This window comes from Pseudoalteromonas sp. SWXJZ94C, from assembly GCF_015864385.1.
Classification (GTDB): Bacteria; Pseudomonadota; Gammaproteobacteria; order Enterobacterales; family Alteromonadaceae; genus Pseudoalteromonas.
This window is the reverse complement of record NZ_JADYXF010000022.1, coordinates 47487-72639: the sequence shown is the minus strand read 5'-3', so window position 1 is coordinate 72639 and position 25153 is coordinate 47487. Positions and strand designations below refer to the sequence as shown.

Genomic DNA, 25153 nt, shown 5'->3' with positions numbered 1-25153 from the left:
TTATTTTGTATTATCAATAACCTTAATACAAGTTATTTTATTGATAAATACGTCCTTACACCTCCAAATAGGTCTAAAAATATGGTACAAATAGCGCAAGTTTTATAAAGAATGATTTTTTATGCGCACCCTAGAACAAATTAAGCAAGCAAGCCTTATTACAGCAATTAAAACACCTTACTTAGCAAATGGTGAAATAGACCTCGCAACGTATGATCATCTTGTTGAGTTACAAATAACAGCAGGAGTTGACGGTATTGTTGTAGGTGGCACAACAGGTGAAGGCCAGTTAATGAACTGGGAAGAGCATTTAATGCTTATTGCGCATACTGCCAACAAATATAGCGATAAGCTAATTATAGTTGGTAATACAGGCAGTAATAATACCCGTGAAGCGATTAAAGCGACTAAATATGGTTTTGCTAGTGGTATGGATGCAGCACTGCAAATTAACCCATACTATGGACGTACGTCTATTGCGGGTGTAAAAGAGCACTTTAAGCGTGTGCTTGATATTGGACCTGCTTTTATCTACAACGTAGCAGGGCGCACAGGGCAAGATTTAACACCTGATATTATTGAGCCATTAGCAAAGCATGAGCACTTTATTGGCGTTAAAGAATGTGGCGGGAATGAACGTATTGCCCATTATGAACAACAAGGTATTGCGTGTTGGTCGGGTAATGATGATGAAAGTCACGATGCACGCCATACATACAAAGCGCATGGTGTGATTTCGGTTACTTCTAACTTAATACCAGGATTATTCCGTGAATTAATGGATACGCCAAATAATGAGTTAAACACATCGTTACAACCACTAATGAACTGGTTATTCTGTGAGCCTAACCCGATTGCTATTAATACAGCGTTGATGATGACAGGTGCAGTAAACCCAGTATTTAGATTGCCGTATTTACCACTTAGCAATGAGCAGCAAAAAGTAGGTTTGCCATTAATAAATCAGCTTAATCAAAGTGATGTAGTCGGTGGTAAAGCAAGTTGTATAGATATAGAAAATATAGCCTTACTTTCTTAATTATTAAGTAATTGATTTACTCTATTTATTAAAAGTCACCCAAAAGTGACTTTTATATTTTAAGCGATAGCTGAAAGTAACATTTTACTTAGTTTTGCTTCTTCTTCAGCAACTTGTTCAAGTTTTTTTGCAATATCGCCTAAGCTAATATCACCTCGCTTTTTACAATACTTTACGGCATCCATTGCAAATTCGCGCCATAAATCACCCACTAAAGTAGTGTGCTCAGCGCATTTATTAAGTGCAGGTATCTGGCATATATCAGCTGCTTGCTCTAAAAAGCTAGCATACATAAATCGAAAACCAGCTCCACCAGTGCCTATTTCTTCTTGCATACGTACAATGTGCGCTAAATAAAGACGAGCATACTTAGGTGTTTTTTTATCAAGCTGTCGTATTTGTTTTGCCATATGACGAATGCCTTTGAGACCAAAGTAAGGCAGTATTAATCCATTCATCATTTTTGCTGTTTTTTTGATTGCGGGTTTAATTACTTCATTAAGCTCAATATGCGATGGTGTGCTACGAATAACGTACATTAATCCTTTTGCTGCAAGTGCACCTTTTGCAAAACGTGCATTTTTTAAATCTTCTGCAGCACACGTTACCGGATACTCAAAAACAGGGTCGCTGATAAGATATTCGCCCTGAGAGTTTTTTCCGTAAACAATTAAGTTATGTGCATTAAAGTGAAAGCGCATGTCTTCAGGGAAGTAAGGGAGCCAATATACCGAGCTTTGTAAACCAACTAAGTTACCTTTAGCTAGTTCGTCATCGAGAGCTTGCATCCCATCTTGTGCATTTGAAAACTTACGAGTTTCTAATTCAATATTTAATTTTTTACATACCTTTTTAATAATTGTTTTGGGGGGCATGCGATAAGCAATTAATGGCATTCCACTAATTTTTACAAAAGGTAAGTAAGCAAAAGTAAGTGCTGAAGCAAGACCAAAAGCCATTGGCTCACTCATATCAATGCCTTTACTTTGTAAAAGCGTGGCAACTACACCCGTTTCACAATGTGAAGATTGTAGGTGGTTAATAGGTAAAATAATGTCAGGCATGAAGGATTCGTTATTGTGTGGGCAGTGAGAATAAAGCGTCACGACTAATTTTTAGTGTATCGCAATAGCGGCTAATTTTTTTATCAGATAGCGTTAAAAAAATAGCAGGGCGTAAATGACGGTTAATTTGCCATTGAAAAAAGCCACTGGCAGCAGCAAGGGTCGCCACATCAAAGCGCCTAGCTAGCATATGATAACCAAGCGAAGAAATTAACCCCGAATGCGCATCTGATAGAGCTTGGCTAGTTTGTTCGTTTAAATCATTTACCGCTAGCTGGGTTGCAAAGTTTTCGACTTCCCAGCCAGATGATTTAACACCATGATAATGACCGCTGTCGTCTACCGCGTAAAGTAACTTGTTTTGACCTTGATAGCTTTTGCTATTATCTTGAGGTACTTCATCTTTTTTCATAATGGGCTCTAAACTATTGGCTTACGACACTTAATTGCATAAATGCACTTGAAAAACGGCCGCTCTCAGGTACATAACATAATAGTTTTTGACCATTCATTAATTTTCCAGATTTGAAAAGCTCATCAAGCATAATAAAAATAGACGCAGAGCCAGTGTTGCCTTTTTCCGTTAGGTTAGTAAACCATTTGTCGTAAGGGATTTGAAAGTTGATATTATTTAACCCTTCAAATAAACGTTCACGAAAGTAACCCGATGAATAATGTGGTAAAAAGAAATCATAATCACAGGCTTTTATCGCGCGTTTTTTTATTATTTTACTGAGCGCATCTTCAACCGTAAATTTAACGATGTTTTCGTTAAGTAGTTTTACATCTTGCTTAACAGAAAGTATGGATTGTTGTTCACGTTCTTTAGAGTCGAAACGGGTCCAGCTTTTTAGTTCTCCATCTATCTTTTCTGCCCCAGCATACATACAAGCTTCAAGTTTATCTGCATAAGAAACAATATCAATCCAATCAATACGAAGTGATAAACCAGTAGGGTTAGCTTGATTGCTTAGTAATGCTGCCCCAGCACCGTCAGATAGCATCCAACGAAGGAAGTCTTTTTCAAAAGCAATTTCAGGTTTCTGATTGAGCATATCAACTTTATAATCGCTTTCGGCGGCAAAGTTTCTTGAATGCATTACATTAGATGCAAGCTCACTGGCAACGACAGCACTGTGCTCACTTTCACCAGCTTTAACATTTAAGTAAGCATATTTAAGGGCCGTCATTCCGCACAAACAAATGCCTGCAGTTGATATAACTTCAAGGCTCGGGTTTTTAAGCTCGCCATGGACCATTACACCGTGATTAGGCATGATCTGATCTGCCATAGAGGTACTCGCTACCAAAGAATCTAGCTGCTCTAATTGGGTACCCTCACTAGTAAATAAGCCTCTTACGGCTTCAGCTGCTAGTGATGCATTTGTGTAATTATATTCGCCAGTTTTCGGATCGATAGCGTAGTAACGGTTTTTTATTTGGTTACTGCGTAAAATAACAGGTTTAGCGCGCGAACGTTGCCCTCCAACTTCACCTAATACAACTTCCATTTCTTTATTACTAACAGGACTATTTGGTAAAACAGCATGTAAGTTATTTATGTATACAGCATTTTCCATAACGTAAAACTACTCTCCAGAAGGCTCAGCAAAATAGGCTTTTTGCTTTGCAATCTTTTTTCTTGTTAAAGGGGCAATTAATTTTTTTATTATTGCTGTAATTGGCACCACAGTAATAATTAAGGTGAGCAAAAATAGCACATAGATTATAAGCCCACAACTTCGACGCTTTGAGTGCATAGGTCCCAAAGCTGTTAGGATTTTACTCCAAATCTTAAAACTGTGTTGACCAACACGTTCACTGGCAATAAATCTCTCATTTACTTTAACTGCTCCTAATCCTTTTAATACAGAATGTTGAAGTTGTTGGGTATTAGGTAGATTATTAATTGATTTTTTAATTGCGATACCAAAGCGGCTAGCATCGATAATTTCTTTCTCAGCGATACCCGCTGCAGGCACCCACGACACAGGCTTTTTCTTTCCTGTAAACATCCAAAGTGGTGTTGCTAAAAAGCTAAAGCCAGTGCCACATTCGTCACTAAGTACCACGTTATCGATTAGGTTAGCATTTACATTTTTAAGTAGCTGTTTCATTTTTTCTTGTGCGCTTAACCACATACCACGACAACCAATAACGGTAATAACGGGTTTATTATTGAGTAGTTTATTTGCTTGTGGCGACTGCATAAATGATGAAACAGGAAGCGATGGAGATAAAAACCATACTTGATACGTTAAAATAATTAAGTCGTAATCGCTATGATCAGGCTCAACAACTTTCATTGGTTGTGGTGTCATTTTTACGCATTCAGGAAAAACATGAAAAAAGGTTAAAAAAGGCCAAGGAAATGGGTATTCTTTTTCAGGTTTTAAATTAAGGTAATCTACCGTAATTTCATCATCATTTTGCAGTGGTTTTACAATTGAATCTGCAATTTTGGTGAGTTGACCAGTTTGAGAATAATGAATAACGAGTACTTTGTGCATCCTTTTACCTTTTCTAACTTCCTAATAGTCGGCTATTATACCCAATATAAAAACTCAAACCACACTAAATTGGATGATTAACTGATGTATAAAATAGTTATTTTCGCTTTTACAGTACTATTTAGTTGTAAATTATTTGCTGTAGAGCAAGCCTATTCTCTTGATGTCTCGTTCGCCAAGTTTAGGCAGGTTGAAGGTCAATCACACTTTCAAGTTCTTGATTGCAGTAACACAGCTCTAGCATGGGACGATTTACCAGAGGTTCGAGCACAAAATTTTACAGTAACCAGTTACGAGCATAAAGTAACGATTAAAGAGTTACCTGAGGGTCATTATTGTTTACGTTTTTTTCAAGATCTAAATGCAAACGGTATACTTGATGTGTCGTCGAGTTCTATTCCTAAAGAACCTGTTGGGTTTTCGAATAACCCTAACTTAATGATGGGTTTGCCATCACCTGAAAATAGTATGTTTGATTTTACAAGTAGCAAAGCTATTAAAGTAAATGTTAATTATAAAAAACGCCGTTGAATTACGGCGTTATTAATTCATAAAACATGTTATTTGAGTTGCTTCTCAATTGCAGCTAAATCAATATCACCCGCTTTGTAATATGGACCATTACCGTCAACATCATCAGGGCAATGCTTTCGTACTGCTCGAATAGGGCTATTTTCTTCAGCTTCTTCAATTAGTGTTTTATAACGTCCGGTTGTGTCGGTTGCTAAACCTTTACACACCCATGCTAGAGTATCGAACTTGTGTTGCTCGCTAGTTTTATAATTTTGAGAAAAATATTCCGCAAGCGTGTCGCCTATTTTGTTAGAAGGTATGCCTGAAGATGTGTACTTTTGCGCAAGCAACTTAATTTCAGTTAGGTTTCCGCTAGCTATATCAAACAATATTTTATCGTCACCTTTAAGCGATGGGATATTTGATTGAGGGGCTTTTTTTTGTAAGTTTGATAAATCTACAGACCCAATTACAAATTGCTCAGTACTATCAGAAGGTAAGCGCTTTAATGATTTTTTTGCATATTTACGGATTTTTTTATGTGCATCGCTATTAACTATAGTAGAGAGTAAATCTCGGTAACGCGCATTTCCTGTCTCACCTAAAGCTCGACACGCCCATGCCATTGTATCTAATTGATAATCAGCCGCATCTAAGTAGTTTTTAGCCAGGTATTGGGCTAATACATCTAACACTTCAGGGTTACTGTTGTTGCTAGATACTATAGACTGAGCAGCTTGTTTTACTTGATTAATATTGCCTGAAATCAATCGGTCATAATCGATCTGCTCACTTGTTGTTAATGCAAATGCAGAACTTGATAATGCAGCTAAACTCAGGCCCACTAATAATGGCTTTAATGAAAACATAACGATTCCTTGTATAGAGGGAGTAAAAAAGAGTAATACTATATTGTTAATTTTTTAAATATAGCGCTCTGTAGTTGAAAGTTAATTAGTATAATAAACTTGTTAACTATCATAGCCATCACTTTGCTACACAACAAGATTTATTATTTATTTGTTTGTAAATCAAGCTTCTTCTATCGTTAATGTTAAAATATTGCAGTAAATTTTGCAGTCATAATTAAAGCTTGTTACTCTAGCGCGGTTTTGAGCCACTTTGTGTTGTTTTTATGTTATATAGCCATTTGTTTACGCCTTATCAGTTAGGTTCCACTACACTAAATAATCGTGTGGTAATGGGCTCTATGCACACAAATTTAGAAGAGTTACCTCAAGGTTTTGAGCGTTTAGCCGCTTTTTATGGTGAACGTGCTAGCGCAGGTGTTGGTTTGATTATTACCGGTGGTATCTCTCCAAACCAAGAAGGAATATTAGCGCCTAACCGCAGTGTTTTAGATTCTATAGATGGAGTTGAACAACATAAGTTAATTACAAAGGCTGTAAAAAAACACGATACAAAAATTTGTATGCAAATATTGCATGCGGGGCGTTATGGTTATCATTCTAAGCAAGTTGCCCCATCAGCTATTCAAGCATCTATAAGCCCTTACACCCCTGCAGAATTAACCCATCAACAAATAGAAAAACAAATAGATGATTTTGTGCAATGCGCCAAACTTGCTAAAGAAGCAGGGTACGATGGTGTCGAAATTATGGGCTCAGAAGGGTACTTAATAAATCAATTCATTGTGAAAGCGACTAACCATCGAGATGATCAATGGGGCGGATGTTATAAAAATCGTATTCGCTTTGCTGTTAATATTGTAAAACAAGTTCGCGCAACTCTAGGAAGCGACTTTATTGTAATATTTCGTTTGTCGTTGCTTGATTTAGTCGCAGACGGCAGTACTTTTGATGAAGTATTACAGTTGGCGCGTGAGCTCGAACATGCCGGCGTTGATATGCTTAATTCAGGCATTGGTTGGCACGAGTCGCGTATTCCGACTATTGCAACGAGTGTCCCAAGAGCGTTTTTTTCATCCTTAAGTCAACGGCTAAAAGCAGCAGTAACAGTGCCTGTTATTACAAGTAACAGAATTAACACTCCTGAGGTTGCAGAACAATTACTGCTTGACAAGCATGCAGACTTTATTTCAATGGCACGGCCTTTTTTAGCCGATAGTCAGTTTGTTGCAAAAGCGAAAGCGGGTAACTCTGATCAAATTAATACATGCATTGGTTGTAATCAGGCTTGTTTAGATAATATTTTTATTAACTTACCAGCCACGTGTATTGTTAATCCTCAGGCTTGTAATGAAACACTAATGCCCGTTACTAAAGCTAATAAGGTAAAACAAGTTGCTATAGTGGGTGGTGGCGCTGCAGGAATGGCTTGTGCTATTTATGCAGCAGAACGAGGTCATCGAGTTACTTTATTTGAAAGCGCATTAGAGCTAGGCGGGCAATTATTACTTGCCGCCAATGTACCTGGAAAAGAAGAGTTTAAAGAAACGTTACGTTATTTTAAAAGCCGTTTAAAAAATCTAAATGTAACAATTTGCTTAAATATATCAGTCAATTTAGCGGCTTTAACTCGCTTTGAACACTGCGTTATTGCTACTGGTGTCACAGGTTTAACCCCTGAAATAAAAGGTGTTGAATTACCAAATGTGATTAGTTATGAAACAGTGCTTAGCGCTAAAGTAAAGCTTGGAGAAAAAGTTGCAATAATTGGTGCTGGTGGAATCGGTTTTGATGTCGCTGCTTATATAGTTGCAATGAAAAATCGGTGTTTGAATATGGCCCCCTCAAACGCACGTTTTAGCGAGCAATGGGGTATTGACTTGAGCGTCGGCAATGCTGGTGGTATAAAAGAAAAACCTGCCAAATCAACGATATCAAATGAAGTGTATTTGCTACAACGTAAACTGCGTAAGCATGGTGCAGATTTGGGGAAAACGACAGGCTGGATACACCGAGAGCATTTAAAACAGCAGGGAGTAAAAATGCTTGCTGCTGTGAATTATCAAAAAATAGATGAACAAGGTTTGCATTTAAGTATACGTAACCGAGAACGAGTATTAAATGTGGATCATGTTGTAATTTGTAGTGGTCAGCAGTCAGTGTTGCCAGAGTATCATCAGCAACTAAACAGTTTAATGCCAGTTAGCTATATAGGTGGTGCGTTAAACTCTGAAAAATTAGACTTACAAAGAGCGATTGGCGATGCTTTTTCTGTTGCGCAAGGTTTATAGTTAGTTACGGCGTTCACTATTACTATAATTAAAAATATAAAGGAATAATTAATGTTACAGGGAAATGTATGACGCAGTTAATGCCTATTATGTTGGCGATAAAACAAGTGAGCTTTGGCTATAAAGCAAGTATGCCATTGAGTGTTGATAATATATCACTCAATCTTGTTCAAGGTAGCTGCACTGCTATTTTAGGTCCTAATGGGGCTGGGAAATCAACATTAATTTCATTAATGAGTGGTCTTTTAACTGCTCAAACAGGTCAAATTAGTTACCCTTTTTACTCACAGTACACGACCAAAAAAGCTATCGCGCAAAAAGTTGCTTTGGTACCGCAAGATTTTGCCTTTTATCATGAGCTTAGCGTGCACGATAATTTAGCTTTTTTTGTGTCCATAAGTGAAAAAAATCGCAGTTTACATTCAAACCATATTAAATCGGCTGTACGTGCATGCGGGCTTGATGATGTTATTAATAAAAAAGCGGGATCGTTGTCTGGTGGATATAAGCGTCGCTTGAATATTGCAATTGCTTTGAGCAAACAGCCAGACATTATATTTTTAGATGAGCCAACGGTAGGCATAGATCCATTATCGCGTGATGCAATAATTAATTTATTATTGGATTTAAAACAACAAGGTAAAACCTTAGTTTATACCTCTCATTTATTACATGAAGTTGAATTGCTTTGCGATGAAGTCGTATTTTTAAATAATGGTAAAGTCGTTGCAAATGAGCTTTTAAATAATCAAAAACCGTCTTTAAACTTCACTACTGTTAAGCCTTTATCTCCTACTCAAATAGCGCTTTTTACACAGCCGATAACCATTTTAGAAAATGGTGGGCATCAATTAAAAGTGAATAATAGCGAGCAGTTAGCATCAGCTTTTACAGTGCTTGCTAATTTAAGTCATGATATTAAAACACTGACATTTACAAATAGCCATATAGAGCAACTGTATCGAGACTTATTTTCGGAGTCATCATGTTAATCCATACGGTAAAAAAAGAAGCCAGATTAATTATAAATGACTTACACAGCTTAGCTGTATTATTACTCATGCCTATTGTATTTATGGTTATTATGACAATGGCAAGCAGTCAGTCGCAAAAAAATATACAAGCTAACCTTACTCTCAGTGTAATCGGGCAAGAGAATAGTGCGCATAGCAATATTTTAATCGCACTTTTAATTGCACAGGGTTTTACTATAGATAAAAATAATTCCGATAACAGATTAACAGTAGAGCCCGGTGTAGATAAACAAATTTTAATGCGCCAAGGTAATAACCAGTTACGGTTAGATATAAGTGACGAACTCGCGCCGCAAACGCGATTACTAATGACAGAGAAAGTCAAAGCAAGCTTGTCTCAATTAAAGCTCTATTTGTATATGCTTGATACAGGCGATTTATCTCAGGATTTGTCGTTAGCTGAGCAAATTAATCAAGTTGTTGCATCATCTGATGTAAGTTATTTATTAAAAAAGCCGCTAGCTAAAGCATTACACAACCCAGCGTTGAACAGTATTCCTGCCTGGTGGGTATTTGGTATTTATTTTATTGTTTTGCCTATTTCGCTCACTTTTATTAATGAGCGTAATAATGGCACTTTGGTTAGATTAAAAACGTATCCAATTAGTATGGCTCGCTATTTTTATAACAAAGCGTGTGCTTATGTAATCGTAAGCCTTATACAAGGCTGTTTACTTGCAATCATTGGTTGTATTGCAATTCCCTATTTTTTGAATCTACCTGTGCTACCACTGTATGGCTTATTGCTTAGTATATTTACATTTATAACCGTTAGTTTTACTGCAATTGCCTTTGCTTTATTATTAGCAAGTATGGTGTCGAGTTATGAGCAAGCTATTGTTGTGGGTGGTGGCGTAAATATAATTTTAGCTGCGTTAAGTGGCTTTATGGTGCCGCTTGAAATTATGCCAGATAATTTAGCCGCGCTGGCAAATGGGTCGCCAATGTTTTGGTCAGCTCAACTATTACGACAACTGATGAGCAAATCAGTTGATCACATTTTTTGGCAATATACGGCATCGCTTTGGGGTTTTTCATTGTTATGCTTTGTTGCTGCACTATATATATTTAATAAAAAAATGAGGAATTTGACATGGAATTAGCCGAATTAAAACTACAGTTAAAACAATTAATTATTACTGAATGTGATAAAGAAGATGATTTTGAGCCCGCTGATATTATTGACTCAGAGCTATTGTTTGGAAGTAAATCACGCATCAACTTAGACTCGTTAGATGCTTTACAACTCTCATTAGTATTAAAACAGAACTTTGGTATTAAAGTTGAAGGCTCTAAAGAAACGCGTAAACATTTACAGTCTATAGATACAATTGCCGACTTTATTATTCAAGAGCGTGCTAAGTAATGAATAAACGGGATGTATATTTAAATGCCAGCGAGGTGCTATCGGCACCATTAAGTAATAAAATAAGTAGTGTTGTTAACACTATTGAAAATGAGAGTGTGGCATTTAAATCATTCCGAGAAGAAATAAATTGTAGCGATTTTACGAGTATTTTAAGTTATTTTGATGCTGTTCTATATCCTCTTTTTAAAAAGTTGAATTTATTAGCTAGTGATTTAGCAAAAACTAATTTGTTTTTAGGATCTACTTCTTTAGATATCAGTGCTGTGAAAGTAGGGGATGAAGATAAGCTATGGCTATCTAAAACAGATAAAATTAGCCAAGCATTAGTAAAACGCTACGGTTTAAATGAATTGGAATTTACCTTTAGTACAGCATGTACAGCAAGTGCTAATGCATGCTTGTATGCTTCGCGTTTAATAAGTACCGGAAAAATTGAACATGCACTGGTTATAGGTTGCGAATTTTATAACCCTTTAACCGTTGAAGGCTTTAAATCATTAGATTTAATTAGTAAAACAGAATTAATTGCATTTGCTAAAGGTCGTTCTGGTTTAATTTTAGGGGAGGGAGTTGCAGCCCTTTATTTATCATCTATCCCTACTGCGCAATGTACTCTCAAAATGCTGGGTGGTGCATCGTCATGCGATACTTATAGTTTAACAATGACTCAGGAAGACGGAAGTCATATTGCACAAGTTATTAATGATTGTTTATTACAGGCAAATATCCAAAGTGATAATATAGATCTAATTAAAGTGCATGGTACCGCTACGCTTGGGAATGATGAAGCAGAGTGTAATGCTTTAACTGCATTATTTAATACATCAGAAATAACTCAGAGTCCTCCTATTATTGCTTTCAAACCTTTTACAGGGCACACGTTAGGAGCATGTGGTGCAATTGAAATTGCATTATTTGCTGATTGTTTAAGTAAAAAATCGTACACCCCGCCAGATTATATAAGTAACAATAACGATTTAATGTGGCCTTTTTATAAAGGAAATGATTTTTCACAAGTGAACACTGTATTATTTAATTACTTTGGTTTTGGCGGTAATAATGCGGCTTTGGTTTTTCAGCGTTATAGGGGTACTGAATGAAAGAAGTCGGCAGTAGTTATTTAAGTTTTGAAAAAAAGCTAGATGTAAAAAGCTTAAGGCAACTCGTAAAACAAGAAACAGGTTTACAGGTTCGTAGAATGGACTCTTTTACATTAATTGCGTTACTTGCAGTATACCGTGCTAAAGGAAATATTGAGCTCAGTGAAAATAGTGGTTTATATAGTTGCGCCGATTACTTTTCAAGTGATTCAATGCAATCGATGTTAATTGATGTGGACCAAAGTAATCCTATAAAACCATTAAGTTTTGTTGCAAGTGTTGGCAATGCTGCAAATTATTATATAGCCAATACCTATGCGATTGATGGCCCAAATGTTTTTATAGGCAGCAGTAAGCAAGCAATAGAAAAAAATGAGTTGCTAGCTGAAACCGACATGAGCTTAGGGTTGATTGAATGTGCTATTTTACTAGTTTGGCAAGAAGATGAAAACCAACGGGAATGTTGGGCGAAAATAATCAAAAATGATGGTTTTTTCGGCGAACGTGGTGTTATATGAGAGTTTTCCTTGAATCAAAACAAGTGCGACTGTAGAATCTAGCCTCTTTTTGTCACCACTGCTGTAATAGGGATTATTACATTGAAATTTATTATCAAAAAATGCATCGCTTGGGGCGACGGGAAAACAAATTTTGAGGATTGGCAATCATTCTCAAACGGAACAATAGTAAACCCACAAACGTTAACGCTTCCTGAATTAAAACAGATACCTGCAATGCAGCGAAGACGTTTAAGTGCATTTGCTAAACTGACACTTCACTGTGCTTTAGAGGCAAGTGAAGCATTTCAGCATGACATCCCTAGTGTATTTTCTTCTCGCCATGGCGACCTACACAAGACAACTAAATTAATTGCAGATGTTGCAAGTAAAGATACGCTCTCTCCAACTAACTTTGCATTATCGGTTCATAATGCTGTGGGTGGTTTATTTAGTATTTATGCTGGAAATAAAGCTCCACTTTGCGCTATGTCCGCCGGCGAGGATAGTTTTTTTATGGGATTAGTAGATGCTGTAGCAAAGCTAAAAACTCGTAGCTATGAGCGTATTTTATATGTATATAGTGACCAAGCTGTACCTGAACATTACCAACCTTATGTACAACAAAAACCTGACAATATAGCAGTAGGGTTACTTATTGAACCGTGTGAAAATAGCAACGGTTTTGAGTTAAAATGCACTGGTCATCATCAAGTAAAAGAAAGCGAAACACCTAATTTACAAGCTCTTGATTTTTTAAAGTTTTATTTTTCAAAAAATAATAAGTTAGAAATAAATTCAAAAAGATATCAATGGCAACTATCGCGCTAATGAAAACTCAATTGATAAAAGCATACCGTATTATTGCAACAGGCAGTGCCTTTGCACTGTTTAGTACTGGTGGTTTGGCATTATCTGTTATTATTTTTTCAATTCAACGACTTATTTATCGTGATATAAATAAACGAAATCAAGCTGCGCGTACTGCTGTGCATTATTCATTTAAATTTTTTGTTGGTTATATGCGCCTAGTTGGCATATTACGCTTGGATATAGATAAGCTCGATGCAATAAAACGGGCGAAAGGGCAGTTAATAATAGCTAATCATCCATCTTTAATTGATGTTGTTGTTCTTATTTCTATTGTGCGCCATGCAGACTGTGTTGTTAAAGCTGATCTATGGAAAAACCCTTTTCTAAAAGGTGTAGTTAAAGCCACTGGTTATATCAATAATGATGCTGAGCCAGATTACTTTTTAGGGCAATGCAAAAAAAGCTTTGCAAGTGGAAACAACCTTATAGTGTTCCCTGAAGGAACTCGAAGTATACCAGGTAAACCTTGGCATTTTAAACGAGGGGCAGGCAACATTGCGCTTCGAACTCAAGTCGATATTTTACCAATCTTAATTGACGTAAACCCAATAACATTAACCAAAGGACAAAAGTGGTATCAGGTAACTGATCGCCGTTTTACCTTTAAGATGCGTGTTTTACCACCTTATTTGATTGCGCCTTATATACAAGACGACCAGATAACTAATTCGGTACGCAAACTAACACGCGATTTACAAGCTTATCTTAACGAGGAAAAATTAAAATATGAGTGACTTAAGCACTGAAGTTAAACAACTAATTATAGAAACTTTAGATTTAGAAGATATTGAAGCCGCAGACATTAATGATGATGAAGCACTTTTTGTTGATGGTTTAGGCTTAGATTCAATTGATGCACTTGAGTTGGGTGTCGCAATTAAAAAAGCATACGATGTGAAAATTGATGGAAATACCGATGATAGTAAAAAGCATTTTTACTCGGTTAAAACTTTATGTGATTTTATAGCTGCAACAAAGGCGTAACTTACTGCGTTTTTTAAAGCGATACAGTGTTTGGATATATATATATGAATAATGAAAACATGAAAAATGGCGACCAAATTTTTGCTATGCTTAGCGATATTTTACAGGAATATTTTGAAATAGAGCTTGAGGATATTACCCGCACAGCCAGTTTATATGAAGATTTAGATCTTGATAGTATTGATGCCGTAGATTTGGTTGTAAAATTACGCGAACAAACAGGTAAAAAAATAGAACCTGATGACTTTAAACAAGTTCGTACTGTACAAGATGTAATTGATGCAATTGAAAAGCTAATGGTTGTTGAGGCTTAATGAAAAAGGCGTTGTTAGCTGGGTTGTTATTAACTTATCCTTTTGCGGTATATTTTGGCTTACAGTACAGCGAACCGGTAATTATTGGTGGTGTTTTTGTTGCCGTTTTACTGCTAAGGCATTGGTTGGTTAAAGACAGTAAAGCAACAATTCCTCATTTAAAAATTATGACTGCATGCGGGTGTGGGTTATTACTTTTTGCTACTTTTGCAAATTCAGCATTAGCGTTAAAGTTTTACCCTGTTGTTATTAGTTGCTGCTTTTTAGCTGTGTTTGCTTATTCACTATATAGACCCCCAAGTGTAATTGAAATTATTGCAGGCAAATTTGAAACCCTAGATGAACATGGAAAGCGTTACACACGATCAGTAACTAAAGTGTGGTGTGTGTTTTTTATATTGAATGGTTTTATTGCGACTGTAACCGTATTTCACCCAAATCCAAAAGTATGGCTTACCTATAATGGCTTGATTTCGTATCTGCTGATGGGGTTATTAATGATCATAGAATTGATTGTAAGAAAATGGCAAAAGGCAAAAAATAAATCGAATGAAGTGGCCAAATAATAATAACTATTTTTATGGTGAGAACCATGACTTTACAACTTGGCGTGAGCAGGTTAACGGGCACGCTAAAAAGTTTTCTAAGCAACCTGAAATTACGTGGTTGCTTTTTGATGCTGATAGCTACCAGTTTAGCGTATTGTTTTTTGCTTTATTAGTGGCAAAAAAGTCAATTGTTTTGCCCCAAAATGGACAACCTGCCCAGCTCACGCAATGCTTAAGCTATGCCGATGCATTTTGTGGTGATGCTAGCTTATCATCTGCTGACTTCACATTTACACCAGATTTAAGAAGTAGCACTACAGCTGAGCTTGATATTAACGAGCTTACACGTATTCGCTTTTTTACATCGGGTTCGAGTGGACAACCTAAAGCGGTAGATAAAACGTTTAAGCAATTAGTTTTAGAACTTGATGTACTTGAAGAACAATTTGGCGGGCAAATTGTAAATACGACTTTGGTTGCTACTGTGTCGCATCAACACATTTATGGATTGTTATTTAAAGTACTTTGGCCTCTATACTCTGGTCGAAATGTTTGTTTTAGTAGCTTTGAATACCCAGAGCATTTACTTTCGTTTATTGAAAATACAGCTAAAAGTGACATTACCTTAATTAGTAGCCCAGCTTACTATCATCGATTGGTTCAAGATAACGTATTAGTATCTGTTAAAGATAAATTACGCTGCTGTTTTTCATCTGGTGGACCACTACAATCAGTTGCTGCTAATTTACTAAGCGAGCAGTTTGGTTATGCACCGGTTGAAGTGCTTGGAAGTACTGAAACTGGCGGAATAGCTTGGCGTCAACAAAGTGAGTCTATAATCTGGCAAGCATTTACGCCTATAAAAATAAAAACGGATGACTTACAAAGACTTATTATCTCATCGCCTTATGTTGATCAGCGTCAGTGGTATCAAACAGATGATAGAGCGCAATTAACCAACAGTAATCAGTTTTCCTTATTAGGTCGAGCAGATCGCATTGTTAAAATTGAAGAAAAACGTTGTTCATTAGATGAGATAACACAAAAGATAAATCAATACACTTTGGTTAACGAATGCTATGTATTACTTCTTGAAAGTGAGCAGCAAAACAAACGAAGTGAAATTGCCGCAGTATTAGTGCTAACCCAAGAGGGTGAAGCTGTATTGGCAGAGCACGGTAAATTTAAGTTTTCACAGGCTCTTAAGAGTCATTTAAAAGCATTTTTTGAACCTTTAGTGATACCACGTAAGTTTCGTTATTTGTCGGCATTGCCTTATAACACGCAAGGTAAACTCGAAAAAATGCAATTGGAGAAAATGTTTGACTGATTTTGTATATAAACCTATTTGTGAAGTAATAGAACAAAGCCCTGAACATGTGCTTTTGCGTTTGAAAATACCAGAAAACCTATTTTATTTTCAAGGTCACTTTGCGCTAGCACCAATTTTACCCGGTGTAGCTCAACTTGATTGGGTGATGCATTATTTGACTAAATATTTGAATGTAGATTGCCAAAAAGCAATTTCAGTTGATGCATTAAAGTTTCAGATTATAGTTAAACCAAATTACGAAGTAGATTTATTATTAAAACAAATTAAAAATACTAAATTTAGCTTTAGTTACAGCTCAGAGCATGGGCAGCATGCATCAGGCAAAGTAGTGCTAAATGATGAATAAGAGTGCTTTATAATGTCGAGTAAATATGGATTTGTCATCCCAAATTACAATCACGATTTAGTGATTCACGATACGATATCTGCTTTAGTTGATTTTAATCTACCTATTATATTGGTTGATGATGGAAGCAACGAACAAACGCAAAATGTGCTTGAAGAAATAGATGCAGAGTTTGCTTTGGTTACATTGGTACGTCGCATTGAAAATGGTGGCAAAGGAGCCGCTGTACAAACGGGTCTTGTTCATGCGCATCAAGCAGGTTGGAGTCATGCAATTCAAATTGATGCTGATGGTCAACACGACTTAAACGATGTAGACCAACTTGTTGCACGCTCTAAGCTTTACCCTAAAGCATTAGTGAGTGGGCAACCTATCTACGATGAGTCAATATCAAAAGGACGTTATTATGGACGTTTTATTACTCATTTTTGGGTTTATATAGAAACGTTATCGTTTGCATTAAAGGACACTATGTGTGGCTTTCGTGTATATCCGTTAGATGCTTATATAACGCTTATAAATAGTACTCGTTTGGGCAATAAAATGGATTTTGATATAGAGGTAATGGTAAAGCTTTATTGGCAAGGTACGCCTGTTGAATTTATCAAAACTAAAGTTCATTACCCAGAGAATGGGGTATCACACTTTAATGTGTGGGACGATAACGTGTTAATTTCAAAAATGCATACGAGACTCTTTTTTGGCATGTTGTGGCGTTTACCACGTTTAATTGTAAACAAATTTAAATAGAGGGATTTATTGCGTGTCAGAGCAAAAAAAAGCACCACATAACGACGTTGATAAACCATTTCATTGGTCACAATTAAAAGAACGCGGTTCTATGCTGGGTATCGAAGTATTGGTATTTATATACAAGGTATTTGGTAAGTGGCTGTTTAAAATAGTTTTAACACCAGTTATGTTTTATTTTTACGTTACAGGTCGTTTATCTCGTCAAGCTATTTGGCATTATTTAGATAATCTTAATGTCAGTATGGGTGAGGATAAACGCACTGGTTGGGCGCGATTTAAACAAGGTTTTAAGTTGTACTTCTCGTTTGGTATGGCAATTTTAGATAAATTTGATGCTTGGCTTGGTAAAGTAAATATTAAAGATTTAGAAATTGCTACACCAGAAGGTTATCAGCAATTACTAGAGGCTAAAGGCGCTGTTATTTTTAGTGCTCATTTAGGTAATATGGAAATTTGTCGTGCTATTTTTAGCATGGGAGATAACAAACGACCGCTTAACGTGATTACTTATAATGAGCATACACCTTCATTTAATAATTTTTTAAAGAAAGTTAACCAAGATGCGGCCATTAATTTTATTCATATCAATAACTTTGGTCCAGATGATACAATTAAATTAAAGCAAAAGTTAGACGACGGTGAAGCCGTAATTATTTTTGCTGACCGTACATCGGTTAATAACCCAAATAGTGTACATCATGTGCCGTTTTTAGGAGAAGATGCTCCGTTTGCTGTAGGTCCATTTGCTCTTGCAAATATTATGGAATGCCCTGTATTTTTAATGTTTTGTATTAATGAGCAAGGACGTTATAAAACGTACATTGAAAAATTTGCAGACCCTATCAAGGTTAAACGTAAAGAGCGTCAAGCGTATTTTCAGTTAATGGCTACTAAGTTCGCACAACGACTCGAGTTTTATTGTAAAAAAGCGCCGTATCAATGGTACAATTTTTTTAATTTTTGGCCAAAAGCCACAGACAAAGATTCAAAGCCTAGCTAAATATCTGGAGAAGTAGTAAATGGAAAGTAATACATCAAGTCACCTATTATTTGGTGCAGGCCGTTTAACAATTGAAGACATTATCAGTGTTGTAAAAGATAAGCGCGGAGTTGCGCTTTCTGGTGATAGTCACTTTGCAAAAAAAATTGATTCTGCCGTCGCTTTTTTAGATAAGCTATTAGCTGAAGAAGGTCATATATACGGTGTAACAACCGGTTACGGTGATTCATGCACCGTTGAAATTCCTTTGTCACTCGTTAATGAACTGCCAATACACCTAACGCGTTTTCATGGTTGTGGCTTGGGTGATTTTTTTACGCCAGAGCAAGGTAAGCTTATTTTAGCAAGTCGTTTGGCGTCTTTGTCACAAGGTTATTCCGGTGTAAGTTGGGATTTACTTAAATTATTAGTTGAGATGATCAACCGCGATATTATTCCTGTTATTCCACAAGAAGGATCAGTAGGCGCAAGTGGTGATTTAACACCTCTGTCATATGTTGCTGGTAGCTTAATTGGTGAGCGTGATACGTACTATAAAGATCAGGTTGTTAATTCATTAGACGCATTTTCTGCTGAGGGTTTAAAAGCAATTACGTTACGCCCTAAAGAGGGTCTGGCTATTATGAATGGCACAGCCGTTATGACGGCGCTAGCATGTCAGGCATTCGACCGCTCTGAGTATGCGAGTCGTTTAATGACTCGTATAACTGCGCTTGCAAGTATTGCGCTCAAAGGTAATAGCAATCACTTTGATGATATTTTATTTAGTGTTAAGCCACATATCGGTCAGCAAAATGTTGCTAAACGTATTCAGCATGACTTAAACCATGTTGAGCACCCTCGTAATTCAGACCGCTTACAAGATCGCTACTCTATTCGATGTGCTCCGCACGTCATAGGTGTGCTTGAAGATAGCCTACCGTGGTTAAGAAATATGATTGAAAATGAACTTAACAGTGCTAACGATAATCCTATTATTGATGGTATTGGCGAGCATGTTTTACATGGAGGTCATTTTTACGGTGGGCATATTGCAATGGCCATGGACTCGATGAAAAACTGTGTGGCAAATTTAGCTGATTTAGCAGATCGACAAATTGCGACTATGGTTGATGTTAAAATGAATAATGGTTTGCCATCTAATTTAAGTGCAGCTTCAAGTGAACGTCACTTTATAAACCATGGTTTTAAAGCGATTCAGATTGGCTGTTCTGCCTGGACTGCTGAAGCACTTAAATTAACGATGCCAGCCAGTGTGTTTTCACGCTCTACAGAGTGTCATAACCAAGATAAAGTGAGTATGGGGACCATTGCTGCACGCGACTGTTTACGTATTTTACAATTAACAGAACAAGTACTCGCGGCAACTTTACTTGCTGCTGTGCAAGGTGTTCGAATACGTATTTTAAATAATGAAATTGATGCTTCTGCGTTAAACCCTGAAATTACTGCAATGATTGATGATGTAGCAAGTTTCTTTGATTTATTAGAAGAAGATCGCCCAACAGATATGATATTACGTCAAACGATTGAGTATATTCAAACTCAACGTTGGGCACTTTATCAAAATAGCTAAAGGTAAATAATGAAAAAATCCAAAGCAATTGTTAGTGCCTCCATAGATATGGTGGTGCCATTTTATGATTTAGACCCAATGCGAATTGTGTGGCATGGTAACTATGTAAAATACATAGAAGATGCCCGTTGCGCATTGCTAGATAAAATTGGTTATAACTATAATGCGATGGAAGAGTCAGGCTTTATGTGGCCGATTGTTGATATGCGATTAAAGTATGTTGCATCGGCTGTATTTGGATCTCGTATACGTATTCACGCCTCTTTGGTTGAATTTGAGATGCGGATTAAAATTGATTACCGTATTGAATGCCTTGATACAGATAAGGTTCTGACCAAAGCTTATACGATACAAGTTGCGATGGACTTACATACTCAAGAGCTCCAATTTGAATCGCCAAGTATATTTACTGATAAAGTGATGGTTTATGTTGAATAAACTGGCTTTAGTATTTTTATTTTTTTTTAGTACGCACGCTGCAGCTAATGACTTTAGTCGCTTTAAAGTATCGCAGGGTAAAGGACAGTTTAGCCAAGCTAAACATTTTACATTTTTAAAGCGGGCGATTAAATCGCAAGGTGAATTTGTTATTTATGATCAACATGTTTACTGGCACACCATATCACCGGTTAGCAGTGAAATGCTGTTACTGCCTAGTGGGATTTATCGTCGCTTAGAAACATCAAAAGAATATGAAACGCTTACTCAAGATAAGCAAATAAATAGTTTACTTGCAAAGCTCCTTAGTGGGCAAATTAATGAAAGTGATTGGAACATAACCGCTTTAGACAATGAATATTGTTATAACTTAATACCAAAACTTAAAGACGTTGCTGCATTATTTACCAATGTTAACTTGTGTGCACTTGATGAAAGTCAACGCAGTATAGTATTAACAGACCAGCAGAATAATAAAACAGAGATAATTATGGTATTTACCAGCAAGGAGCTGACTCAAAATGACATGGATGTCGTTAAACTCACGCACTAAGTTACTCCTTTGGGGATTACAACTACTTATTTTACTCGCTGGTTTAAGTTATTTATGGCTATTTAAGCCTTTTGCTATTGTGGCAGATATTAACCAGATATTTACGGTGGAACAAAGTGAGGATGTGCGATTAGTGAGTGATAAAGTTGAGCAGCAACTGTTGCGTCAACACGTCATGCTTGTTGGTCATAAAAAGCGTAGCAACGCGATAAAGTACGCAGAGCAAGCTGCATTTGCGCTAAGGGATATTAATGGTATTGAAGTTAATATTCATTTTGGAGCACTTCCAGAACTGCAATCTGTAGTTAAGGATTACCTACCTTATAAATATGCATTTCTGAGTGAAAAGTATAAACAGCTATTACAAAACAAAAATTCAGATGCTGTGTTTAATTATCAATTTAGTTTATTAAATGAAATGGGGTCGCCGTGGGTGGCAGCAACATTAGCTTCTGATCCTAATTTGGGTTTAGCTGATTTTTTTAATCAACAATACGCCCCCTCAATGAAGCTTAAAAACTACCAAGGTTATCTTATTGCTCAAGATGAGATAAAAAACGGTCGTTCTGACGATAAAATTTACTATGTGCTTATTAATTTTGTTAGTTCTGATACTGGCTTAGATTTAAATATAGCCAAAGACATAGCTGCAAAAGTTAACGATATAAAAAGACAAAATGACGAAAAAAAATCCGGTGTACATTATCTTGTTACCGGAGCCGCATTTTTTACCGCTGACGCAAGTATGACGGCTCAGAACGAGATGACTGTATTTGGCAGTATTTCCATTATTGCTACTTTATTGTTGATTTTGGTTGTTTATAGAAGCACGTTAAGTATTTTTTGTACGTTATTTGTCATCTCTATAAGTATGCTTTACGGTTATAGTGCATTACGTTTATTTTTTACTGAAGTAAATATATTAACGTTGGTATTTGCAGTTACATTAATTGGTATTGCTGCTGATTATAGTTTTCATGCATTGAGCGAATTACGCTTTAGTAAAGTTGACAGGTTTAACCCCTTACTCAGTATTCGTTCGTCACTTTTATTGGGTTTTATTACGACAACAGTCGGTTATTTAATTTTAGTATTTACACCTTTAGTATTATTTAAGCAAATTGCCGTATTTACTATGGCTGGTTTATTAGGGGCTTTGCTTACGGTATTACTTGTTTACCCAAGTATTGTTGGTTTTATTGTAAAAAAACCAAGCGTAATTCCTCACTTTGTTACTCAACTTAATAATTGGCAAAAAGCACTCCTTAAAAAACGCTTAAACTATTGGTGGCAGGCTGGTTTTTTAGTTATAGCGATAGTAGCTTTAAGTATGGTTAATAATGTTGATGATCCGCGTACGTTTTATAAAAGCTCAGCTAGCTTAGTGACTCAACAACAGAAAATTTCAGAAATATTAAATGCACAATGGGACAGCCCATATATTTTAGTGGCGGGGGATTCTTCTCAGCAAACATTGGAACGCTCTGAACAATTAGCTGAAGACTTAAGCCAACTAAAGCAAAATAATGCCTTTTCCAAATATTCAAGTATCAGCCAGTGGTTGCCTTCAATTGCTATGCAGAAAAAGTCGCAAGCGTTAATGTTGCAAGCCGAAAATGACGGTTTGTTTAATCAATTAAAAGCTTTATTAGAATTATCAGAAACGCAAAATAATACAGAACTAAGCCAGTTAAATTTTCGGACGTGGCAAAAAAGTCAAATATCCCACTTATTTACAGATCAATGGGTCGAAATTAATAATCGTTATTACAGTATTATTAAGTTGCAAGGTATTAACGATCCAAAGATGCTCGAAAGGACCTTAAATAACTACAAAGATGTTTTTTTTGTTGATAAAGTATTAGCTGTAAGTGAGCAGGTAGGTTTGTTTAGGCATCATTTGGTTTTAATTTATATTTTTGCACTTGGTGCTGCAATGCTTGTTTTTTGGCTACGGTACGGATTGCTTAATGCGTTTATTGCCGTAAGCCGACCGGCAATTGCTATGGTAATAGCACTTGTTATTAGTGCATGGTTTTTTGACAGCTTAAGTGTGTTTAATTATGTAGCGGGGATACTCATTTTGGCATTGGGTTTAGACTACTGCGTATTTTATGCTGAGCATGGTCTTTGTGAAAAAATAACATTAACCACGCTCATCTCAGCTTTAAGTTCTTTATTTGTATTTGCAATTTTAATTGTTAGCTCAACACCCGCGGTGAGCCAATTTGGTTTCACTGTATTTATAGGTGTTGTTATGGTGTTCATTATGGCCCCGCGCCTTACTCTTGTATCGAAAAGGAATATTTAATGATATCAACTGATTTTGATGTAACTATAATTGGTGCTGGTCCGTCAGGAACAGTTGCTGCGTGTTTATTAATGCAGCATGGTTTAAGTGTATGTTTAGTAGAGCGAGATGAGTTTCCTCGTTTTTCTATTGGTGAGAGCTTATTACCACAATCAATGGACTACTTACGCCAAGCAAATATGCTCGATACCTTATTTGAAAATGCTGAAAAACTGGGTTTCCAATTTAAAAACGGCGCTGCATTTTACCGAAGTGGTCATCATACGAATTTTAATTTTGAAGAAAAATTTAGTGAAGGTCCTGGCACAACGTATCAAGTAAAACGAGCTGAGTTTGATAATTTATTAGCTCAAGAAGCAATTAATCAAGGAGCTGAAATTCGCTTTGGGAACCGTGTTACAAACTTCACAACTAACGAAAATGGTACGTGCATTGACATTACTAATTTAAAAACGGAGCAACAAAGTAAAATAACAGCCCGCTTCACTTTAGATGGTAGTGGATTTGGTCGAGTTCTTCCTCGTTTATTAGATTTAGAAGAAGCGAGTGAGTTATCACCTCGTAAAGCCGTATTTACACATTTTAAAGATAATATAGATTGTCCTAAATTTGATCGTAATAAAATACTTATTACAGTTCACCCAGATATTCCTGACGTGTGGTATTGGCTTATCCCATTTAGTGACAGTACGGTGAGCGTAGGCGTTGTGGGTGAAACCGCACAGATAGAAAATCCAGATATGAGCCTTGAGCAAATATTACTTAAGTTTATTAATGAAGATGATAACTTATCATCATTGTTAGCTGATGCTGAAATAATTGCTCCTGTTCGCACTATTGGCGGTTACTCAGCAAATGTAAAACAGTTACATGGTGATAAATTTGCGTTATTGGGCAATGCAGGTGAATTTTTAGATCCCGTATTTTCTTCTGGGGTAACAATTGCACTTCGTTCTGCGGTACAGGCATCTGAACTTGTGGTTAAACAATTACAAGGTGAGACTGTTGATTGGAAAAATGAATATGAAATACCACTGCGTGAAGGGATCACTGTATTCAAATACTTTGTGAACTCTTGGTATGATACGAGTTTACAATCAGTTATCTTTTTTGCAGATGGTCAGCCTGATGTAAAAGCAATGGTCTGCTCCATTTTAGCGGGTTATGCATGGGATAAAAAAAATCCGTTCGTTAAAAACACTAAACGAGGTCTCAATATTTTAGAAAAAATATGTGACTCTGAAATGGCTGATAACGATGCTGCTGTTGTATAAGTATGTTGCTTAATAAAAGTATTAAAGCGGTATTTATTATCATTTTTATAGTGTTTTTAAATGCTTGCCAGATTACTCATAAACCAAAATTTGATACTGCATTGTTTGAGTTAATGCCAATACCTAATGAAATGGTTGGCAAAGGCTGGCTTGAGAAATTTCAATTTTCAGGTGTTGTTGAGCAGTCAATGCTAGTGTCTACTGAATTTTCTGAGGAAATGATCAACGTTGCAGCATTGAGTTTTGAAGGTGTTCCACTATCTCAGTTGCAATTTAATACCCTCACGGAGCAGTTAACAACGACTAATTCGTTAGAAGTTGACCTTGACGGGAAAAAAATTATTTATGATATGCAAAGTGCATTTTGGCCATTAGCACTACTTAAACAACATATGTGTAAAAACTGCCAAGTAACACAAGCTGCTATTGCAGGGCAACTAACACGTCGTTTTTATCGAGGCGATACATTAATTCGTGAAGTTATATATAATGCCTCACAGACTCAACTTATTGAGAACGAGCAGAATTATCGCTTAACTATAGAAAGATTAGAAGAATATTAAT

At 36.4% G+C, this 25153-nt stretch carries 28 protein-coding genes; 23 read left to right on the top strand and 5 right to left on the bottom strand.

Annotated features, from left to right (window positions below; genetic code table 11):
• Positions 1-121: 121 nt before the first annotated feature.
• Positions 122-1039 (top strand): 4-hydroxy-tetrahydrodipicolinate synthase, encoded by a 918-nt coding sequence (dapA, locus tag I6F65_RS11305; RefSeq protein ID WP_197112927.1) that lies wholly within the window; start codon positions 122-124, stop codon positions 1037-1039.
• A 59-nt stretch (positions 1040-1098) separates the two neighbouring features.
• On the opposite strand, the gene I6F65_RS11300 is transcribed toward dapA, so the two are convergent.
• Genes I6F65_RS11300 through I6F65_RS11285 form a run of 4 tightly spaced genes read right to left on the bottom strand, consistent with a single transcriptional unit; the run spans position 1099 to position 4613 of the window.
• Positions 1099-2103, bottom strand: a complete 1005-nt coding sequence (locus I6F65_RS11300; RefSeq protein WP_197112925.1) for a BtrH N-terminal domain-containing protein — start codon at positions 2101-2103, stop codon at positions 1099-1101.
• Positions 2104-2113: 10 nt separating this feature from the next.
• A complete protein-coding gene (locus I6F65_RS11295; protein WP_024611412.1) occupies positions 2114-2515 on the bottom strand; it encodes a hypothetical protein in 402 nt (133 codons plus the stop codon).
• 13 nt (positions 2516-2528) lie between these two features.
• Entirely contained in the window at positions 2529-3683 is a 1155-nt protein-coding gene (locus I6F65_RS11290) for a beta-ketoacyl-ACP synthase III (RefSeq protein WP_197112911.1), read from the bottom strand.
• A 9-nt stretch (positions 3684-3692) separates the two neighbouring features.
• Positions 3693-4613 (bottom strand): dialkylrecorsinol condensing enzyme, encoded by a 921-nt coding sequence (locus I6F65_RS11285; protein ID WP_166109523.1) that lies wholly within the window; start codon positions 4611-4613, stop codon positions 3693-3695.
• An 84-nt stretch (positions 4614-4697) separates the two neighbouring features.
• Here I6F65_RS11285 and I6F65_RS11280 point away from each other — a divergent pair, with 84 nt between their 5' ends.
• Complete coding sequence (locus I6F65_RS11280) at positions 4698-5144, top strand: DUF2141 domain-containing protein (protein WP_166109525.1); 447 nt, start codon at positions 4698-4700, stop codon at positions 5142-5144.
• 29 nt (positions 5145-5173) lie between these two features.
• On the opposite strand, the gene I6F65_RS11275 is transcribed toward I6F65_RS11280, so the two are convergent.
• Positions 5174-5995 carry a HEAT repeat domain-containing protein gene (locus I6F65_RS11275; RefSeq protein ID WP_197112909.1) on the bottom strand — a complete coding sequence of 274 codons (822 nt, stop codon included), beginning with the start codon at positions 5993-5995 and terminating at the stop codon, positions 5174-5176.
• Between the two features lie 266 nt (positions 5996-6261).
• Here I6F65_RS11275 and I6F65_RS11270 point away from each other — a divergent pair, with 266 nt between their 5' ends.
• From I6F65_RS11270 to I6F65_RS11170, 21 genes are all read left to right on the top strand, one after another.
• Positions 6262-8286 carry an FAD-dependent oxidoreductase gene (locus I6F65_RS11270; protein WP_197112907.1) on the top strand — a complete coding sequence of 675 codons (2025 nt, stop codon included), beginning with the start codon at positions 6262-6264 and terminating at the stop codon, positions 8284-8286.
• A 68-nt stretch (positions 8287-8354) separates the two neighbouring features.
• Complete coding sequence (locus tag I6F65_RS11265; protein WP_166109531.1) at positions 8355-9278, top strand: ABC transporter ATP-binding protein; 924 nt, start codon at positions 8355-8357, stop codon at positions 9276-9278.
• Positions 9272-10423 (top strand): ABC transporter permease, encoded by a 1152-nt coding sequence (locus I6F65_RS11260; protein ID WP_197112906.1) that lies wholly within the window; start codon positions 9272-9274, stop codon positions 10421-10423. The genes I6F65_RS11265 and I6F65_RS11260 overlap by 7 nt, the downstream gene beginning before the upstream one ends.
• On the top strand, positions 10414-10686 hold the full coding sequence (locus tag I6F65_RS11255) for an acyl carrier protein (RefSeq protein WP_010553044.1): 273 nt from the start codon (positions 10414-10416) through the stop codon (positions 10684-10686). The genes I6F65_RS11260 and I6F65_RS11255 overlap by 10 nt, the downstream gene beginning before the upstream one ends.
• Positions 10686-11789 (top strand): beta-ketoacyl synthase N-terminal-like domain-containing protein, encoded by a 1104-nt coding sequence (locus I6F65_RS11250; protein WP_197112905.1) that lies wholly within the window; start codon positions 10686-10688, stop codon positions 11787-11789. The genes I6F65_RS11255 and I6F65_RS11250 overlap by 1 nt, the downstream gene beginning before the upstream one ends.
• Entirely contained in the window at positions 11786-12307 is a 522-nt protein-coding gene (locus I6F65_RS11245; RefSeq protein WP_166109537.1) for a hypothetical protein, read from the top strand. The genes I6F65_RS11250 and I6F65_RS11245 overlap by 4 nt, the downstream gene beginning before the upstream one ends.
• An 81-nt stretch (positions 12308-12388) precedes the next feature.
• Entirely contained in the window at positions 12389-13117 is a 729-nt protein-coding gene (locus tag I6F65_RS11240) for a beta-ketoacyl synthase chain length factor (protein ID WP_166109539.1), read from the top strand.
• Positions 13117-13893, top strand: coding sequence for a 1-acyl-sn-glycerol-3-phosphate acyltransferase (locus I6F65_RS11235; RefSeq protein WP_231613157.1), 777 nt, complete (start codon positions 13117-13119; stop codon positions 13891-13893). The genes I6F65_RS11240 and I6F65_RS11235 overlap by 1 nt, the downstream gene beginning before the upstream one ends.
• Positions 13886-14143 (top strand): phosphopantetheine-binding protein, encoded by a 258-nt coding sequence (locus tag I6F65_RS11230; RefSeq protein ID WP_024611400.1) that lies wholly within the window; start codon positions 13886-13888, stop codon positions 14141-14143. Before I6F65_RS11235 ends, I6F65_RS11230 begins: the two co-directional genes overlap by 8 nt.
• Before the next feature lie 59 nt (positions 14144-14202).
• Positions 14203-14457, top strand: a complete 255-nt coding sequence (locus tag I6F65_RS11225; RefSeq protein WP_197112932.1) for an acyl carrier protein — start codon at positions 14203-14205, stop codon at positions 14455-14457.
• Positions 14457-15023 (top strand): hypothetical protein, encoded by a 567-nt coding sequence (locus I6F65_RS11220; protein ID WP_010553037.1) that lies wholly within the window; start codon positions 14457-14459, stop codon positions 15021-15023. The genes I6F65_RS11225 and I6F65_RS11220 overlap by 1 nt, the downstream gene beginning before the upstream one ends.
• Positions 15007-16335: an AMP-binding protein gene (locus tag I6F65_RS11215; RefSeq protein ID WP_197112904.1), complete on the top strand. Its 1329-nt coding sequence runs from the start codon at positions 15007-15009 to the stop codon at positions 16333-16335. The genes I6F65_RS11220 and I6F65_RS11215 overlap by 17 nt, the downstream gene beginning before the upstream one ends.
• Positions 16328-16684: an acyl-CoA synthetase gene (locus tag I6F65_RS11210; RefSeq protein WP_024611397.1), complete on the top strand. Its 357-nt coding sequence runs from the start codon at positions 16328-16330 to the stop codon at positions 16682-16684. Before I6F65_RS11215 ends, I6F65_RS11210 begins: the two co-directional genes overlap by 8 nt.
• Before the next feature lie 12 nt (positions 16685-16696).
• Positions 16697-17434 (top strand): glycosyltransferase family 2 protein, encoded by a 738-nt coding sequence (locus I6F65_RS11205; protein WP_166109547.1) that lies wholly within the window; start codon positions 16697-16699, stop codon positions 17432-17434.
• A gap of 13 nt (positions 17435-17447) precedes the next feature.
• Positions 17448-18437, top strand: coding sequence for a family 2 glycosyl transferase (locus tag I6F65_RS11200; protein WP_166109549.1), 990 nt, complete (start codon positions 17448-17450; stop codon positions 18435-18437).
• A 19-nt stretch (positions 18438-18456) separates the two neighbouring features.
• A complete protein-coding gene (gene hutH / locus I6F65_RS11195) occupies positions 18457-20013 on the top strand; it encodes a histidine ammonia-lyase (RefSeq protein WP_166109552.1) in 1557 nt (518 codons plus the stop codon).
• A gap of 9 nt (positions 20014-20022) precedes the next feature.
• The gene (locus I6F65_RS11190) at positions 20023-20451 is read left to right on the top strand and encodes a thioesterase family protein (protein WP_024611395.1); all 429 of its coding nucleotides are present in this window, start codon (positions 20023-20025) and stop codon (positions 20449-20451) included.
• The gene (locus I6F65_RS11185; RefSeq protein ID WP_197112903.1) at positions 20441-21004 is read left to right on the top strand and encodes a hypothetical protein; all 564 of its coding nucleotides are present in this window, start codon (positions 20441-20443) and stop codon (positions 21002-21004) included. Before I6F65_RS11190 ends, I6F65_RS11185 begins: the two co-directional genes overlap by 11 nt.
• Positions 20973-23315 (top strand): MMPL family transporter, encoded by a 2343-nt coding sequence (locus I6F65_RS11180; protein ID WP_139015442.1) that lies wholly within the window; start codon positions 20973-20975, stop codon positions 23313-23315. Before I6F65_RS11185 ends, I6F65_RS11180 begins: the two co-directional genes overlap by 32 nt.
• The gene (locus tag I6F65_RS11175; protein ID WP_024611392.1) at positions 23315-24589 is read left to right on the top strand and encodes an NAD(P)/FAD-dependent oxidoreductase; all 1275 of its coding nucleotides are present in this window, start codon (positions 23315-23317) and stop codon (positions 24587-24589) included. Before I6F65_RS11180 ends, I6F65_RS11175 begins: the two co-directional genes overlap by 1 nt.
• Before the next feature lie 2 nt (positions 24590-24591).
• Positions 24592-25152 carry a DUF3261 domain-containing protein gene (locus I6F65_RS11170; RefSeq protein ID WP_024611391.1) on the top strand — a complete coding sequence of 187 codons (561 nt, stop codon included), beginning with the start codon at positions 24592-24594 and terminating at the stop codon, positions 25150-25152.
• Position 25153: the final 1 nt, after the last annotated feature.

Excerpts from the sequence above, each read along its gene's own strand:
- hutH (WP_166109552.1), top strand. The coding sequence starts at position 18,457 with ATGGAAAGTAATACATCAAGTCACCTATTATTTGGTGCAGGCCGTTTA.
- I6F65_RS11180 (WP_139015442.1), top strand. The coding sequence starts at position 20,973 with ATGACATGGATGTCGTTAAACTCACGCACTAAGTTACTCCTTTGGGGA.
- I6F65_RS11185 (WP_197112903.1), top strand. The coding sequence starts at position 20,441 with ATGTTGAATAAACTGGCTTTAGTATTTTTATTTTTTTTTAGTACGCAC.
- I6F65_RS11280 (WP_166109525.1), top strand. The coding sequence starts at position 4,698 with ATGTATAAAATAGTTATTTTCGCTTTTACAGTACTATTTAGTTGTAAA.
- I6F65_RS11300 (WP_197112925.1), bottom strand. The coding sequence starts at position 2,103 with ATGCCTGACATTATTTTACCTATTAACCACCTACAATCTTCACATTGT.
- dapA (WP_197112927.1), top strand. The coding sequence starts at position 122 with ATGCGCACCCTAGAACAAATTAAGCAAGCAAGCCTTATTACAGCAATT.
- I6F65_RS11190 (WP_024611395.1), top strand. The coding sequence starts at position 20,023 with ATGAAAAAATCCAAAGCAATTGTTAGTGCCTCCATAGATATGGTGGTG.
- I6F65_RS11265 (WP_166109531.1), top strand. The coding sequence starts at position 8,355 with ATGACGCAGTTAATGCCTATTATGTTGGCGATAAAACAAGTGAGCTTT.
- I6F65_RS11295 (WP_024611412.1), bottom strand. The coding sequence starts at position 2,515 with ATGAAAAAAGATGAAGTACCTCAAGATAATAGCAAAAGCTATCAAGGT.
- I6F65_RS11235 (WP_231613157.1), top strand. The coding sequence starts at position 13,117 with ATGAAAACTCAATTGATAAAAGCATACCGTATTATTGCAACAGGCAGT.
- I6F65_RS11205 (WP_166109547.1), top strand. The coding sequence starts at position 16,697 with ATGTCGAGTAAATATGGATTTGTCATCCCAAATTACAATCACGATTTA.
- I6F65_RS11245 (WP_166109537.1), top strand. The coding sequence starts at position 11,786 with ATGAAAGAAGTCGGCAGTAGTTATTTAAGTTTTGAAAAAAAGCTAGAT.
- I6F65_RS11230 (WP_024611400.1), top strand. The coding sequence starts at position 13,886 with ATGAGTGACTTAAGCACTGAAGTTAAACAACTAATTATAGAAACTTTA.
- I6F65_RS11260 (WP_197112906.1), top strand. The coding sequence starts at position 9,272 with ATGTTAATCCATACGGTAAAAAAAGAAGCCAGATTAATTATAAATGAC.
- I6F65_RS11285 (WP_166109523.1), bottom strand. The coding sequence starts at position 4,613 with ATGCACAAAGTACTCGTTATTCATTATTCTCAAACTGGTCAACTCACC.
- I6F65_RS11250 (WP_197112905.1), top strand. The coding sequence starts at position 10,686 with ATGAATAAACGGGATGTATATTTAAATGCCAGCGAGGTGCTATCGGCA.
- I6F65_RS11220 (WP_010553037.1), top strand. The coding sequence starts at position 14,457 with ATGAAAAAGGCGTTGTTAGCTGGGTTGTTATTAACTTATCCTTTTGCG.
- I6F65_RS11270 (WP_197112907.1), top strand. The coding sequence starts at position 6,262 with ATGTTATATAGCCATTTGTTTACGCCTTATCAGTTAGGTTCCACTACA.
- I6F65_RS11290 (WP_197112911.1), bottom strand. The coding sequence starts at position 3,683 with ATGGAAAATGCTGTATACATAAATAACTTACATGCTGTTTTACCAAAT.
- I6F65_RS11175 (WP_024611392.1), top strand. The coding sequence starts at position 23,315 with ATGATATCAACTGATTTTGATGTAACTATAATTGGTGCTGGTCCGTCA.
- I6F65_RS11225 (WP_197112932.1), top strand. The coding sequence starts at position 14,203 with ATGAAAAATGGCGACCAAATTTTTGCTATGCTTAGCGATATTTTACAG.
- I6F65_RS11275 (WP_197112909.1), bottom strand. The coding sequence starts at position 5,995 with ATGTTTTCATTAAAGCCATTATTAGTGGGCCTGAGTTTAGCTGCATTA.
- I6F65_RS11170 (WP_024611391.1), top strand. The coding sequence starts at position 24,592 with ATGTTGCTTAATAAAAGTATTAAAGCGGTATTTATTATCATTTTTATA.
- I6F65_RS11255 (WP_010553044.1), top strand. The coding sequence starts at position 10,414 with ATGGAATTAGCCGAATTAAAACTACAGTTAAAACAATTAATTATTACT.
- I6F65_RS11215 (WP_197112904.1), top strand. The coding sequence starts at position 15,007 with ATGAAGTGGCCAAATAATAATAACTATTTTTATGGTGAGAACCATGAC.